The organism is Dehalococcoidia bacterium (genome assembly GCA_021295915.1).
Classification (GTDB): Bacteria; Chloroflexota; Dehalococcoidia; order Lucifugimonadales; family UBA1123; genus VXRN01.
Map to the genome: position 1 here is coordinate 221,297 of JAGWBK010000001.1, position 14,765 is coordinate 236,061.

At 58.4% G+C, this 14,765-nt stretch carries 9 protein-coding genes and 1 other annotated feature; of the genes, 5 read left to right on the plus strand and 4 right to left on the minus strand.

The window, feature by feature from the left end; translation table 11 throughout:
• Positions 1-35: 35 nt before the first annotated feature.
• The gene (gene leuB, locus J4G14_01010) at positions 36-1,124 is read right to left on the minus strand and encodes a 3-isopropylmalate dehydrogenase (GenBank protein MCE2456381.1); all 1,089 of its coding nucleotides are present in this window, start codon (positions 1,122-1,124) and stop codon (positions 36-38) included.
• A gap of 136 nt (positions 1,125-1,260) precedes the next feature.
• On the opposite strand from leuB, the gene J4G14_01015 reads away from it, so the two are divergent.
• Positions 1,261-2,436 (plus strand): FAD-binding oxidoreductase, encoded by a 1,176-nt coding sequence (locus tag J4G14_01015; protein MCE2456382.1) that lies wholly within the window; start codon positions 1,261-1,263, stop codon positions 2,434-2,436.
• 65 nt (positions 2,437-2,501) lie between these two features.
• On the opposite strand, the gene leuS is transcribed toward J4G14_01015, so the two are convergent.
• A complete protein-coding gene (gene leuS, locus J4G14_01020) occupies positions 2,502-4,946 on the minus strand; it encodes a leucine--tRNA ligase (GenBank protein ID MCE2456383.1) in 2,445 nt (814 codons plus the stop codon).
• A 118-nt stretch (positions 4,947-5,064) separates the two neighbouring features.
• Positions 5,065-5,293: a binding site (T-box leader), on the minus strand.
• A 193-nt stretch (positions 5,294-5,486) separates the two neighbouring features.
• Here leuS and J4G14_01025 point away from each other — a divergent pair.
• The 4 genes from J4G14_01025 to J4G14_01040 all read left to right on the plus strand — a co-directional run bounded on the left by J4G14_01025 (position 5,487) and on the right by J4G14_01040 (position 11,680).
• Positions 5,487-7,955: a GcvT family protein gene (locus J4G14_01025; GenBank protein ID MCE2456384.1), complete on the plus strand. Its 2,469-nt coding sequence runs from the start codon at positions 5,487-5,489 to the stop codon at positions 7,953-7,955.
• Positions 7,956-8,083: 128 nt separating this feature from the next.
• Positions 8,084-9,334 (plus strand): hypothetical protein, encoded by a 1,251-nt coding sequence (locus J4G14_01030; protein MCE2456385.1) that lies wholly within the window; start codon positions 8,084-8,086, stop codon positions 9,332-9,334.
• A 35-nt stretch (positions 9,335-9,369) separates the two neighbouring features.
• On the plus strand, positions 9,370-10,242 hold the full coding sequence (locus J4G14_01035) for a methylenetetrahydrofolate reductase (GenBank protein MCE2456386.1): 873 nt from the start codon (positions 9,370-9,372) through the stop codon (positions 10,240-10,242).
• A gap of 184 nt (positions 10,243-10,426) precedes the next feature.
• On the plus strand, positions 10,427-11,680 hold the full coding sequence (locus J4G14_01040; protein ID MCE2456387.1) for an aminomethyl transferase family protein: 1,254 nt from the start codon (positions 10,427-10,429) through the stop codon (positions 11,678-11,680).
• A 59-nt stretch (positions 11,681-11,739) separates the two neighbouring features.
• Here the strand turns inward: J4G14_01040 and J4G14_01045 are convergent, their stop codons facing one another.
• Both J4G14_01045 and ggt read right to left on the minus strand, forming a co-directional pair.
• Complete coding sequence (locus J4G14_01045) at positions 11,740-12,951, minus strand: MFS transporter (protein ID MCE2456388.1); 1,212 nt, start codon at positions 12,949-12,951, stop codon at positions 11,740-11,742.
• Between the two features lie 115 nt (positions 12,952-13,066).
• Positions 13,067-14,707: a gamma-glutamyltransferase gene (ggt, locus tag J4G14_01050; protein MCE2456389.1), complete on the minus strand. Its 1,641-nt coding sequence runs from the start codon at positions 14,705-14,707 to the stop codon at positions 13,067-13,069.
• Positions 14,708-14,765 lie beyond the last annotated feature (58 nt).

The window sequence follows — 14,765 nt, forward strand, 5'->3', positions numbered from 1 at the left end:
AACCGTAACTTGGAACCTCACACTCAGGGCATGGGCTAAACGCGCCCTGCGAGCACCGTCCCCATTCGCTCTGTGCTGACAACGTCGCCGCCGTCGGCCCCGATATCTGCGGTGCGGTAACCTTCTGAAAGTACGCCTTCGACGGCGGACTCCACTGCGCTCGCCTCTTCATCCAGTCCGAATGAGAGCCTGAGCATCATCGCCATGCTGAGCACCATGCCGATCGGGTTTGCGATTCCCTGCCCTGCTATGTCAGGGGCAGAGCCGTGGATGGGCTCGTAGAGGCTTACAGAGCCGGTTGAAGACCCTGGCATCCCTGCCAGCGAAGCCGATGGTTGCATCCCCATCGAACCAGATAGAACTGCTGCCTCGTCCGTCAGAATGTCACCGAACATGTTCTCAGCGACTATTACGTCGTAGTGCGCAGGATTGCGGATGAGAGCCATCGCAGCCGCATCCACCAGCACATGCTCCAACTCGACGTCGGGATAGTCCTCGTGGACTTCCTCTGTGACTTGGCGCCAGAGACGTGACGACTCCAGCACATTGGCCTTATCGACGCTTGTAAGTTGGCTCCTACGGGATCTGGCCAGTTCGAAAGCAACTCTCACGATGCGCTCGATCTCGTGCTCCGTGTACCGAAGGGTGTCCACACCTCTTCTACCTGTCTTGGTCGTCCAGCGGCGCTTGGGCTTTGCGAAGTACAGGCCGCCTGTCAGTTCGCGAAGGACGATCATATCAACTCCCTCAAGCAGCGACGGCTTGATGGGGCTGGAGTTAATCAGTGCGGGATATACCTTCACCGGGCGAAGGTTGGCGAACAGGCCGAGGCTCTTCCTGATGGCTAGAATCCCATCCTCGGGTCTTACCGTGTTCTGAGGGTCGTCCCACTTGGGACCGCCCACGGCACCGAACAGGATTGCGTCTGACCTCCGACAGAGCTCCACCGTATCGTCCGGGAGCGGAGTGCCGAAGTCGTCGATCGCATTCCCCCCGACTCGTCCCTGCTCTGTGTTGAACGAGTGCCCGAAGCGTCGGCCCACAGCGTCCATTACCTTCACGGCCTCGGTAGTCACCTCCGGCCCGATGCCGTCTCCGGGCAGGACCGCAACGTTGAACTCCATTTTCCTCTCCCGATTGAAGATCCCTTTGTAACGCTCACAGGTGGAGCAGACTCGTTAACGAATCACAAACGGCATTCGTTGTGAACACGGCTTGGCGCGGGTATTATAGGCGAAATCTCTCAGGAGGCGGAAACCGATGGCAGTAACGGCTAGCGCCGTGGTTATTGGCGGCGGTGTCATGGGAGCGAGCATACTGTTCAATCTCGCGAAGCGAGGCGTGGATAGTCCAATCCTTCTGGAGCGCGACACGCTCGGTTCAGGCTCCACGGGACGTTCCTCCGGCGCCATTCGTATGCACTACTCAACCGAGGTCAATGCACGACTAGCATGGGAGAGTCTTCACGTCTTTCAGAATTGGGGAGACGAGGTCGGTGGCGACGGCGACCCGGGCTTCGTCAGAACCGGTTACATGGTCATCGCACCGCACCGCGAGGTTGACGGCTTCCATCACAACATCGAAATGCAGCGGGAAGTCGGGATCGACACTCGCATCGTAAGCTGGCGGGAAGCCAAAGAACTAGCCCCGGACTTCCACCTCGGCGAGGACGAGCATTTCGCATGGGAGGACCGGTCCGGGCACGGAGACCCTTCCGGCACTGCGCTGGCGTTTACGATGCGCGCACGCGAGCTGGGAGCGACTGTTGTGCTGGAGTCGCCCGTTGCGTCCGTTGAAGTTGAAAACGGACGAGTAGTCGGCGTTAGAACAGGGGCAGAGCTGTACTCGACCGACACTGCCATCATCGCCACTGGGCCGTGGTCTTCGAGGTTCCTCGCCCACCTTGAAATCGACCTTCCCCTCCTCGCAACGAGGCACGAGGTCATCTTAATCAGGCGATCGGAAACTGGTGTCGGCCAGCACCCCGGTGGCGGAGACATGACCAATCTGATCTACTTCCGTCCAGAAGCCGACAACCTGACCCTCGTCGGCAATGGCAACCGAGAAGAAGAGGCCGACCCGGACACGTACAACCAGAGGGCAAGTACAGACTACGTCCAGGATGTGTGGAGCCGCCTTGCCATGCGCATCCCCGGCATCGCTGACGGCCAGCTGGCTCACGGCTACGCCGGCCTCTACACCACTACCCCCGATCTGCATCCCGTCATGGACCGCGTCGACGGCATCGAGGGCCTGTACATCTGCACCGGCTTCAGCGGCCACGGATTCAAGCTCGCACCCGCGGTTGGCGTGTGCATGGCGGAGCTAATGCTAGAAGGTGAATCGAAACTGGTAGACATTTCGACGCTGAGAATGAGCCGCTTCTCGGACGGCTCCCTCAACACCACCCAGTACGACTTCAAGGTGATTGCATAAAAGGGAACGAGCCGCCTGCCCGAGGGCAAGCGGCTCGCGACATTTTCTGTCCGTCAGGTTCTGAGTTAGTTGGCGACGATATTCACCAGGCGACCCGGTACGTAGATCACGCGGCGGACCTCCTTGCCCTCAGTGTGAGTCTTGGCTCTATCGGACTCTAACGCCCTTGCCTTGGCGTCTTCTTCAGAGATGTCCGCTGGCACATCGATCCGGTCCCGCAGACGACCGTTGACCTGCACGACTAACGTGATCGTCTCGTCGGCGGCAAGATCTGCGTCCCACTCAGGCCAGGGCTGCTGGTGGACGCTGAATGACTCGCCTATCTGGTCCCACATCTCCTCAGCAAGGAATGGTGTCACCGGTGACATCAATAGAGCCAGGCACTTAACAGCATCGGTCCACGCTTCGGAGTCGATCACACCCGCGTCCCACACCTGACCCAGAGAGTTGGAAAACTCCATCATGGACGCAATGGCGGTATTGAATTTGAACCGCTCAACATCTTCCGTGACCTTCTTGATTGTCTGGTGCTGAAGGCGCCGCAGGCCATTTACCGCATCGGGATGCGTGTCCGACTCGTCCAGCAGGCTGGCATCGCGGGTTGTGAGGTCCCAGACTCGGTTGGTCCAGCGGGCCATCCCGTTTATGCCATCGTCGTTCCACTCCCCTCCAGCCTCCCACGGCCCCATGAACATCATGTAGGTGCGGACAACGTCGCTGCCAACGTCGGACACGTAGGCATCGGGGGCAATCACGTTCCCCCTGGACTTGCTCATCTTCTGGTGGTTGAAGACGATGGTGCCCTGGTTCACCAGCCGCACGAAGGGTTCATCGAAGTCGAGGTAGCCCAGGTCCCGCAGCGCCTTGACGAAGAAGCGCGCATAGAGCAGATGCATTACCGCATGCTCGACGCCACCCGTATACTGATCTACGGCTCCCCACTGTCCCAGAGCATTGGGGTCGAACGGGCCGTCCTCGAAGTGAGGACTCGCATAGCGCAGGAAGTACCACGACGAGTCGACAAATGTGTCCATCGTATCGGTCTCCCGCTTGGCGGGGCTGCCGCAGTCAGGACAGGTCGTGTTGACGAAGCCCTCGTGAAGGGCCAACGGTGAGTCGCCTGTGGGCAGGAACTCAGCGTCTTCTGGAAGCAGTACGGGCAGGTCCGAATCGGGCACCGGGGTTTCCCCACAATTCTCGCAGAATACGATCGGTATGGGAGTACCCCAGTAACGCTGACGGCTTATGAGCCAGTCACGCATCCGGTAGTTGACTGACCTCTCTCCCCAACCGTTAGCCTCGACGAAATCGGCGATTCTTTCGAGGCCCTCAGCATTGGACATGCCATCGAACTGGCCTGAATTGACCTGCGTTCCCGGCTCAATATAGGCCTCTTCGAGGTCGGACCCATCCCAGTCAGGAGGAGCGATCACGGTACGAATGGGCAGGTCGTACTTCTTCGCGAACACGAAGTCGCGCTCGTCGTGCGCAGGAACGCCCATCACCATGCCCGTGCCGTAGCTCAGCAGGACGTAGTCCGCCACCAGGATTGGTACTCGCTCGCTGTTCAGCTTGTTGACTGCAAACGAGCCGGTGAATACGCCTGTCTTTTCTTTTTCGGTTGAAAGGCGCTCGATCTCAGTTTGGAGCCGCGCCTCTTCGACGTAGGCCTGGACTTCCTCCCGATGCTCGCTGGTTGTCAACTTGGCGACGAGCGGATGCTCCGGGGCCAGCACGATGAACGTGACCCCGAACACGGTGTCGATTCGCGTCGTGAACGTGCGTATTGCCTTCTCTTCCAGTCCGTGCTCGGATATGTCGAAATCTACTTCAACACCCTCAGACCGCCCGATCCAGTTCGTCTGCATTGCGTTGATGCGGTCAGGCCAGTCCATCTTGGAGTGATCGAGCAGTTCATCCGCATAGTCGGTAATCTTGAAGAACCACTGCTCCATGTCCCTGTGGACCACTGACGTGTCGCACCTCTCGCACAGGCCATTAACGACCTGCTCGTTGGCCAGCACGGTCTGACAGGACGGGCACCAGTTGACAGGAGCGTCGGATCTGTAGGCGAGGCCATTCTTGTAGAGCTGCAGGAAGAACCACTGGTTCCACCTGTAGTAGTCAGGCGTACACGTAACCACTTCGCGGTCCCAGTCGTACATCGGCCCCATCGATCGTAGCTGACGACGCATGTTTTCGATGTTGGACATGGTCCATTTATGCGGATGGATGCCGTTTTTGATGGCCGCGTTCTCGGCGTTCAGTCCGAAGGCGTCGAAGCCCATCGGGTGCAGAACGTTGTAGCCCTTCATTCGCATGAAACGGGCATGGACATCTGCGCCAGTCATCGCGAACCAGTGACCGACATGGAGGTCCCCAGACGGATACGGATACATGTGGAGCTCGTACCACTTGGGACGCGGATCGTCGTCTTCAACGGTGTAGATCCCGCCTTCCTCCCAGCGATCGCTCCACCTCGTCTGCATGTCATGATGGTCGTATGACATTCGGGAACTATGCGATGCAGTAGTTGCCATCTGATAACTCTCTCCAACCGTTGGCAGCCTAACGGCTGACCACTTAGCTACCCGGCTCCCAACTCTCCAACAAAAAAACCCGTCCCCTGCTAGGGACGGGCCGTCGATTCGATACCCGCGGTACCACCCTGATTTCCGTCGCTTACGCAAACGGACGCTCATTGAGCTGTAACGGTGCTAACCGTCCGACCTTAATGGTTACTTTCGGGCCGGAAGCTCGAGGGCGAGTTCAAGTCGGTCACTGCGCCGGGCTCTCACCTCTCCCCGGCTCTCTTGGGCCGATACCGACCTCTAATACTCCCTTTCGTAGCCTGTGTCTATCTCGAAAACGCTAGCACAGCGTCAAAAGTAGAGTCAAGAAAAGTTGTCGGAATTCGTATTGCCAATTCCCAAACTTGGGTTAGAATGCAAACACTAAGACAGACTTACATTCGCACCGACTTTCTGGCACTAGTCCACCACAGCAAACCAACACCGGTTTCGACTTAGTACATGCGAAGGACGCTTGAGATGGCTGACATCAAGCTGCCAGAGAGGGCCAGAGCCGTAATCGTCGGCGCAGGCATAGCCGGATGTAGCGTCGCCTACCACCTGGCAAAGCTGGGTTGGCGTGATGTAGTACTCGTCGATCAGGGTCCCCTATTCGAAACCGGGGGTTCCACGTCTCATGCCCCGGGTCTGGTCTTCCAGCTCAACGCGTCTAAGACCATGACCAACTTCTCGAGCTACACGGTGGACCTGTGGAAGCAGTTGGAACTGGCGGGCGAGCTCTGCGCCAATCCGGTGGGAAGCCTTGAGGTCGCCTGGACCGACGAGAGATTCACCGACCTGAAGCGCAAGGCTGGGTACGGCATGAGTTGGGGGGTCGAGGCCCACCTTATCAGTCCCAGCGAGGCCCGCGCCATGATTCCGATGCTTTCGGACCGCATAAAAGGCGCGCTGTACGTTCCGTCAGACATCCACACGAGGGCCACGAGGCCTGCAGAGGCGATGGCGAGGTATGCGGAGCAGAATGGTGCCTCACTCTTCGGCCATGTCGAAGTGACTGGCTTCAGCATCGAGAACGGCCGTGTCTGCGGTGTGCAGACAACACAGGGCGACATCGAGACAGACCTGGTGGTGGCCGCAGTAGGCATCTGGGCGCCGAAGCTCGGGGGATTGGCAGGTGTCTCCATACCGCTTTCCCCGATGGAGCACCTCTACGCTGTAACAACTCCCCTTCCCGGCCTCGCTGGAGCTATGGGGGAAGTCACCCAGCCGCTTCTCCGGCACCAGGACGCGTCCATTTACTTCCGGCAGGAAGGCGAGAGCTACGGCATCGGCTCGTACAATCATGAGCCACTCCTCGTTGAGGCCAGCGACATTCTGCCCATTGATGAGGCTCCAATTGCCCCTGCTGAGACGGAATTCACACCAGAACATTTCGAGAAGGCGATGACGGCTGCCGGCAAACTTCTCCCTGACCTCGAGGGAGTCGGGCTAACGCGTAAGTTCAACGGCATGTTTTCATTCACCCAGGACGGATTCCCCATTCTCGGAGAGTCTCCCAGTCTCAAGGGATTCTGGTCAGCACAGGCCGTTTGGATCACTCACGCTGGTGGCGTCGGGAGAGCGGTTGCCGAGTGGATCGTCAACGGTGAACCTACAACCGACCTTCGAGAGTGCGACATCAGACGGTTCCATCCTCACGCGTTCAGTCGCCCCTACGTCAAGACAAGGTCTGCCCAGCAGTACCGCGAGGTGTACGACATCATTCACCCTCGTCAGCAGATCGAGAACCCCAGGAATGTGAGGGTGACGCCGTTCTACACTCGACAGAAGGAATTGGGCGCCGTCTTCTTCGAGAACTCAGGCTGGGAGCGGCCTCAGTGGTACGACGCCAATGAGGGTCTGCTGGATTCCCTGACCGTCGCAGGAGAGTCGAGATCAGGCTGGGAGGCACGAGAGTGGTCTCCCACCGTGGCAGCGGAACACGTTGCAGCTCGCGAACGCGTCGCCCTGTTCGACCTGACTCCGTTCGCCAAGTTCGAGGTCGACGGACCGGGTGCACTCAAGGGACTTCAACGCCTTGCTGCCAATCAGATGAACAAGCCTGTCGGATCGATTACATACACGCCGATGCTCACTCCCTCCGGAGGCATGAAATGCGACCTCACGATAACCCGACTCGCTGAGGACCGATTCATGGTGGTGACGGGCGGAGGAATGGGACTCCATGACCTGCACTGGATCGAGTCCCACATGCCGGACGACGGCTCTGTCAGTATCACCGACACCTCGTCGGGATCCTGCTGCATTGGTCTGTGGGGTCCCCGAGCGCGGGACCTGCTGAGCCGGGTGTGCGACGACGACCTATCAAACGACGGGTTCCCGTACATGACGGCAAAGCCCATTACCATCGCCGAAGTACCGGCGCTCGCGCTCCGCATCTCCTATGTTGGAGAACTCGGCTGGGAGATTTACACCCCCAGCGAACACGGCCTGAGGCTCTGGGACATACTGTGGGAGGCAGGCCAGCCGCTGGGCGTCATTGCCGCCGGTGGAGGAGCCTTTGATTCTCTGCGACTTGAGAAAGGCTACCGGCTGTGGGGCAACGACATCCACACTGAGTACAACCCATACGAGGCCGGGACGGGGTTCGCAGTTAGGATGCGAAAGGGTAACTTCATCGGAAGGGACGCCCTCAGAGAAGTCCGCTCGAACGGAGTGAAGCACAAGCTCTGCTGCATCACCCTGGACGACCCCAACGCAGTCGTCACGGGCAAGGAACCGATCGTCGACGGCGACGAAGTGCTCGGCTACGTAACAAGCGCGAACTACGGCCACTCAATCGGACGAGGCATCGTTTACGGCTACTTGCCAGTGGGCCATGCCGAAGTGGGTACAAGTGTAGACGTGGTCTACTTTGGTGAACGTATGCAGGCCACGGTAGCTCAGGAACCGCTGTATGACCCGACCGGATCCAAGATGAAGGTGTAATACAGATCCGAGTAGTATCGGATATTAGTCCGGTCAGGATGGAATCGCTCCTATCAACCCATTCGTAGAGTCAGTGAGTAGAAGCGCGTACATTCCGCGCTCAGCAGTTGTGGCAGGAGGTGGTCTCGGTGGAAGAGTCGATAAGCCATACGGTAACAAGGCCTGGCAGACGGTCTGGTGATCCATGTGTCGACATACCGGTTCCCGCTGAGCTTGCCACGATACCGGGTATCCCCCAAAAACCTGTTGACGTGGCCTTCTACAGCAGAGAGCATCCGCTCGAGTCTCAGGCCGTGTACAAATCCGCCGATCGCCAGTGGGCAGTCGTCCACCAGTCGACTGACATCGACGACTTCAGGAAGGGCCACGACGAGCGAATGGAGCCGATGTACCAGGACGGGCTGGTGTCCGGCGACGTAGAGCCGACCGGTACGCCTGTCGCGGGCGAGGATCTAACGGATGGCATCCGTCAACTCGCCAGGGAGCTCGGATTTGGTGAAGTTGGATTCGCCAAACACGACCGTCACTACACTTACTCGGGCAAGAAACGGTGGGCAAAGTTCGAGCACGCCATCTGTCTGGCTTACGAGCAGGACTACCGGATGACACAGTCAGGCCCGAGTCCAGAGGCGGACCAGGCGCGATTCGAGACCTACGAGTTCGAGCAAGCTGGATGCCTGAAGCTGGCTGAATACATCAGGTCGAGGGGCTACCACGCGCAGGTCCACGATGGTTACGACTGCAGCGGCCCTTACATCCCAATGTTCGTCGAGGCGGGACTGGGACAGCTAGGCGCGAACGGTCAACTACTGTCACCACACTTCGGTTCGCGAGCGAGACTGATGCTAGTCACGACCAACGCTCCTGTCACATACGACACGCCCGAGGACTACGGCATCCACAAGTTCTGCCAGGAGTGCCAGGTCTGCGTTAATCGCTGCCCAGGAAGGGCAATTTCACGAGACAAGGTCTGGTGGCGCGGGGTCGAGAAGAACAAGCTCATCTACGAACGCTGTCGCCCGATCATGGTTACCTATCACGGCTGTGCGGTCTGCATGATCGTCTGCCCCGTCCAGCGGTACGGGATGAAGCCGGTGATGGAACACTACGTGGAGACTGGAGAAGTGCTGGGGAAAGGCACTGAGAACCTCGAAGGTTACCCTTTGAAGGGCAAGGGACACTTCGGCCCTGGGGAACTGCCGAGCTTCGAAAGAGGGTTCTTCGATATCCCACAGGGTCGTGAGGAAGACTGGCTCTTCGAACAGTTCAAAGAAAAGCTTCGCTCATCTGGTGTTCCCGAAGAATCCGAATTGGTAGAATTCGCGTCCGTTGTGAAGAAAGTGCTGGATAAGGGCGAGACGACCTTCGACATCGCCTGAGAAGTGGTTGAAGCCGACGGATTGTGGAGGCTCAATTGCAGACGTTTTCCGAATCGCTGAAGTCCGGCAAGTTCGTAGTTACCACCGAGCTGAACCCTCCGAAGGGTACAGACCTCCGAAGGCTGTTCAGGGAGGCCGATGCCCTCAGCGGCATGGTTGACGCATTCAACCTTACGGACTCCCCTGGCGCCAACATGTCGATGGCGCCCATCGCCGCTGCGCACCTGATGCGGGACCGCAACATTGAACCCATACTGCAGGTGACCGGTCGCGACCGTAATCGCATTGCGATCGAGGGAGAGATACTCGCGGCCGCCGCGCTGGGAGTCACCAATGTCCTGTGCATGAGCGGAGACCCCCCCGGCCGTGGCGATCACCCAGATGCGGTGGGAGTATTCGATCTCAGGGCTGAGACGCTGCTAGAGGCCGTTTCAGCGATGAACTCAGGCACAGACATGTACGGCAACGACCTTAGGGGTACCCCGTCCATACTTGCGGGTGCCGTCGCCAATCCTGGCGCCGATGACCTGGACGTCGAGCTTGCCCGCATGGAGGAGAAGGTGCGCATGGGAGCGTCCTTCTTCCAGACCCAGGCAGTCTATGATGCCGCGACGTTCCAGACGTTCATGGAAACCGCCCGGGGATTCGGAGTGCCCGTACTTGCCGGCATGATTGTCCTCAAGTCGGCGCGAATGGCGAGGTTTCTGGATGAGAATCTACCTGGTGTTTCAGTACCGGACAGCATAATCCAGGAGATGGACTCAGCAGATGTCCCGGCAGAGACCAGCATCGAAATCACTTCCCGTCTCATCCGAGATGTACGCGACATGTGCGACGGTACGCACATTATGGCCATCGGTTGGGAGTCCCGCATTCCCGAGATTCTGGAGGGATCCGGCCTGGTCTGATTGATAGCACCCAGGGTGTCTGATGAATCCCCGCCTCCTGGAATTCCAGAGAACTATGGGGATGTTGCGTCTTCCACCCTGCCCTTTCGTTCCACCCAACAAGTGAAAGGAGACAATTTGCACAAATCAAACAGCGGAATCACGTAGCGTTGTCAGATAAAGGCTGAACAGCTGGAGGAAAATAATGGGGGAAACTCTGGTTATCGACGGTCTGAAGAAGAGGATCTTGCCTGTAAACCTTCGACAGAGCGGAAACAGTGACGCGAAGATGCTTATCTCGACCCGCGTCAGGAAGTCTCCGTGGTGGCACATGTCGAAGGCCGCAGGCTGCTGGGCATACACGGTTTACAACCACCTTTATCACCCTCGCGCGTACATCAAACCCGAAGACGGTGGCCTTATGGCCGAGTACGAGACATTAACGAATCACGTGAGTATGTGGGACGTCGCCGTCGAACGTCAGATTCAGGTCAAAGGCCCTGACGCAGCCGCATTTGTGGACTACCTGATCACACGTGACGTTTACGAGCGTGTCCCTACCATGCAGGCCCGCTACGTGATCCTGTGCAACCAGCACGGTGGCATAATCAACGACCCGGTGCTCCTGCGCGTAGCCGATGACGAGTTTTGGTTCAGCATCTCAGATTCGGATGTCCTTCTTTGGGCGCAGGGTGTCAACTCCACGGGCAGGTTCAACGCGGAAGTTCACGAGATAGACGTTTCGCCAGTGCAGATTCAGGGTCCCAAGTCTGTAGATCTACTCGAAAAGATGGTGGGCTCCCACGTGAGGGAGATACCCTACTACGGACTGATCCACGATAAGGTGAACGGCTATCCAGTGACGATTTCGCGAACCGGCTTCTCCGCGGAGGTTGGTTTCGAGATCTACCTGCACAACGCGATGCTCTACTCGGACGAGATCTGGCCTTACATCATGGAACAGGGTGAGGAGTTCAATCTGGGAGTCATTGCCCCAAGCCATATCCGGCGACTGGAAGCCGGTATTCTCTCCTACGGCCAGGACATGGACATCGAGAGTAACCCCTTCGAGGTGCGTCTCGGCTGGCAGGTCGATCTGCAGAAGGGTGACTACATAGGCAAGGAAGCTCTGGCCAGGATTAAGGATGAGGGAGTGCAGCAGCGGCTTGTCGGACTGCGAGTGGGAGGCGAACCCATCACCTGGTACAACGAGGACTTTTACCTCGTAAAGGACAGGGGCTCCGGCGACGACGTGGGCTACGTCACGAGCGCCTTCTGGTCGCCCGCCCAGGGTTCGAATATCGCCCTAGCCGTGATGCCGAGGTCACACTGGCGACGCGGCACTGAGGTCAAGGTCCAACTTCCGAAGGACGGAATCGTCGATGCCCAGGTGGTGCAGGTGCCGTTTGTTGACCCCACCAAGGAGCTTCCCAAGACGGCTCTGGCAGCTGCGATCTAACAGTCAGACAGTTGATTTGGGGACGGACGGGGATCAGCATTCTTCACCGTCCCCAATGACTACGAGCGCGCTCTCTGTGTCTGCCGCGACTTGACAGGTGCCCTGGCCATGAAGACCAGGACCATGGATACCAGTGCGGCACCGGAGAAGGAAAAGAAGGCGATGGTATAGCTGCCGGTAGTATCGTAGACGTATCCGCTGATGATGGGTCCGACAATGATCCCAAGCATCTGGATTGTGGACCTGAATCCCTGGATCGTCGCATATGAACGGCGTCCGAAGTAGTCCGCAATCAGAGATTGTGGGATCACGGAAATGCCTCCCTGAGACGCTGAGAACGCAACGAGAATAGGTATCACGGCAGCTACGCTTGGGGCGCGGGCCATAAAGACGATTGATACTGACATCAAAGCAAGCGAGGCAACCATCACGTAGCGCTTGTTAACGTAGTCGCCAAGAGCACTAAGTCCGAATCGTCCGGGTATACTCATCAGCCCTACAGAACCGGCGAGCGCGGCTGCCGTGACGCTTGACGCCCCGAGATCTATGAAGAACGGTACAAGGTGTAGCCCAATTCCTCCGCTAACCAGCGAACGGGCCATGATGGACAGTGTCAAATACCAGAAGCTGGACGTTTGCAGCGCCTCGCGCGCTGTGAAGTCGTTCGATAGGTCGGGTAGGACAGGCCTACGGGCTGCCCCTGAAGCTCTGACTTCCTCTGGTACGATTCCATCCGGGTAGTAGCCGTACGTCTCAGGTCTATGTCGCATGACTGCTGCGACAGGTACCCCCAGGACTGCTATGAACACCCCAACGAATAGCGCCGCCGGGCGCCATCCATACGTCTCAACAAGCCATCCCAGGGCAGGCACGAACAGCCCCCCAACGCCAACACCAGACCACATGATCCCGAATGCCAGACCGCGCTTCCGGTTGAACCAGTTTGCAACGGAAGCGGTAATGGGCGTACTCATGCCCAAGCTGTTGCCAAGGGCGATCATGAACACGTAGACGAAGAAGAACGCCAGCAGCCCGTCGATACGGCTCATCGCCATATAGCCCAGGCCCATGAGCGGTATGCCTACCGCAATCAGTCTGCGAGGCCCAAAGCGGTCGACGGCCCACCCTTCAACAGGGCCAATGAGGCCGGACTCCAGCCGCGCCACGCTGAAAACAACAGAGATTGTTGTTCGGCTCCACCCGAACTCTTCGCCGAGCGGTATGATGAAGTTTCCGAAGCCGTGGAAATTTATTCCAGACGCGATGGACATCGCAGCGCCGCCGGCTACTACTATCCACCAGCCGTAGAATACCCTCGGGCTGTTTGAGACGTTAGCTGCCAGTGGTCAGTGAGTGTCGATTTCGGTCCATCATGGGCTGACCCATTTAGAACCCGATCGCAGTGCCGTCACGCCTGGGGTCTGCACCACCCTGGAACGTGCCCTCTTCTCGGTTCACCTGGATTCCCTGTGCCCCTCCGACGGCAGTGGTGAAAGGAGCATCCAGGTCGATGTCATGACCCTTTGCAGCAAGTGCCATGCGCACCGGCGCTGGGAACCGTTCCTCCATGACTACCCTGCGTTCTTCGAAAACCCGAAGGCGCGGCGCCTCAATCGCCTCCTGCACATTCATCCCGAAGTCCAGCACGTTCATCACGAACTGTGGAGTAGTCTGTAGAATCCCCCAACTACCGGGCGTACCCAGGCTCACGTGGAACTTACCGTCCTTGAAGGTCTGGGTGGGGGCGACACAGAAGTCCACGCGCTTGCCGCCCTCGAGACGGTTTGGCGCGCCCTCTTCGAGATCGAACCAGTGCGCCATGTTGTTGAGGAACAGGCCGGTATCTCCAGGTGCTACGGCCGAGCCGAATCCACCGCCCAACGTCTGGGTAACCGAGACGACATTGCCGTCACTGTCTGCCACCGCGAAGTGCGTGGTCATACCACCGTCGAATGCGTCCGGGCTGCCAGCCTTGACTGATCCTGAAGGCACCATTCTGCTGAATTGCTCTCCAGAAACAACGGCGGCCTTGTTGCGATCGATTCGTGCACGCTGTTGCTTCGCGTAGCCGTCCGAAAGCAGGGCATTGACCGGAGCTTTGACGTAGTCAGGATCGCCGCCCCACTTAATCCTGTCGGCAACCGCGAGCTTCACGCTCTCGATGTATAGATGCAGCGTCTCCGGGTGCTGGAAGATCAGGTCGGAGCCTTTAAAGCCTTCCATGAGCTTTAGCGTTTCCAGTAATTGGAATCCGGTCGAGTTAGGTGGAACCGAGAATATCTCGTAGTCTCGATAGTTGATGCTGATCGGCTCGCACCATTCAGCATCGTAAGTCGCCAGATCTTCTTCAGTGAACTGCCCACCAAGCTCCTGCGCGCCCTTAATGATTCGGCTGGCCAGCTCGCCCCTGTAGAACTCGTCCTTGCCTCCGCTCGCAATTGCCTTTAGTGATTCGGCGAGTTGAGGCTGCCTGACCCTCTCCCCCACCCTCGGGCCGCTTCCATTCTTGACCCAGATGCCTTTTGAAGGAAACATAGACAGTCTTGGGACGGAGTTCCCTATCGACTTGGCATTGAAAGGCGTTATTGGAGTCCCGTTGGCGGCGTAGCCAATAGCAGGCTCGAATAGCTGGTCACGATCGAGTCGACCGTAAGTCTCATGGAGAGTCAGCCAGCCTGCGGCATTGCCCGGGACCAGCGCCGACTTGATACCGACGTCTTTGTCATTCTCTGCGTATTCTTCTGGGTCGGCAGCCGCCGGCATCCTTCCAGAGAAGTTCAGGGCTCGGACCCGGTCTTCAGCCGCGACGTACGCGAGTGCGACACCCACACCTGCGGCGCCGGACATGAACGGCTCGCACACATTGAGGGTCGACGCGACTGCTACGGCAGCGTCAAAGGCGTTGCCCCCTGCCATCATCATTCGAACGCCTGCCAGGGACGCCAGTGGATGGGCAGAAGCCGCCATTCCATTGGTGCCTACCGCCGGAGGACGACCTGCTGGAGGTGTGACTGACAAGCTGACCATTAGGGCACTCCTGACTCGCTGTTCTTCCGACAGGGCTAAACGCTAATGTTCGCACTAT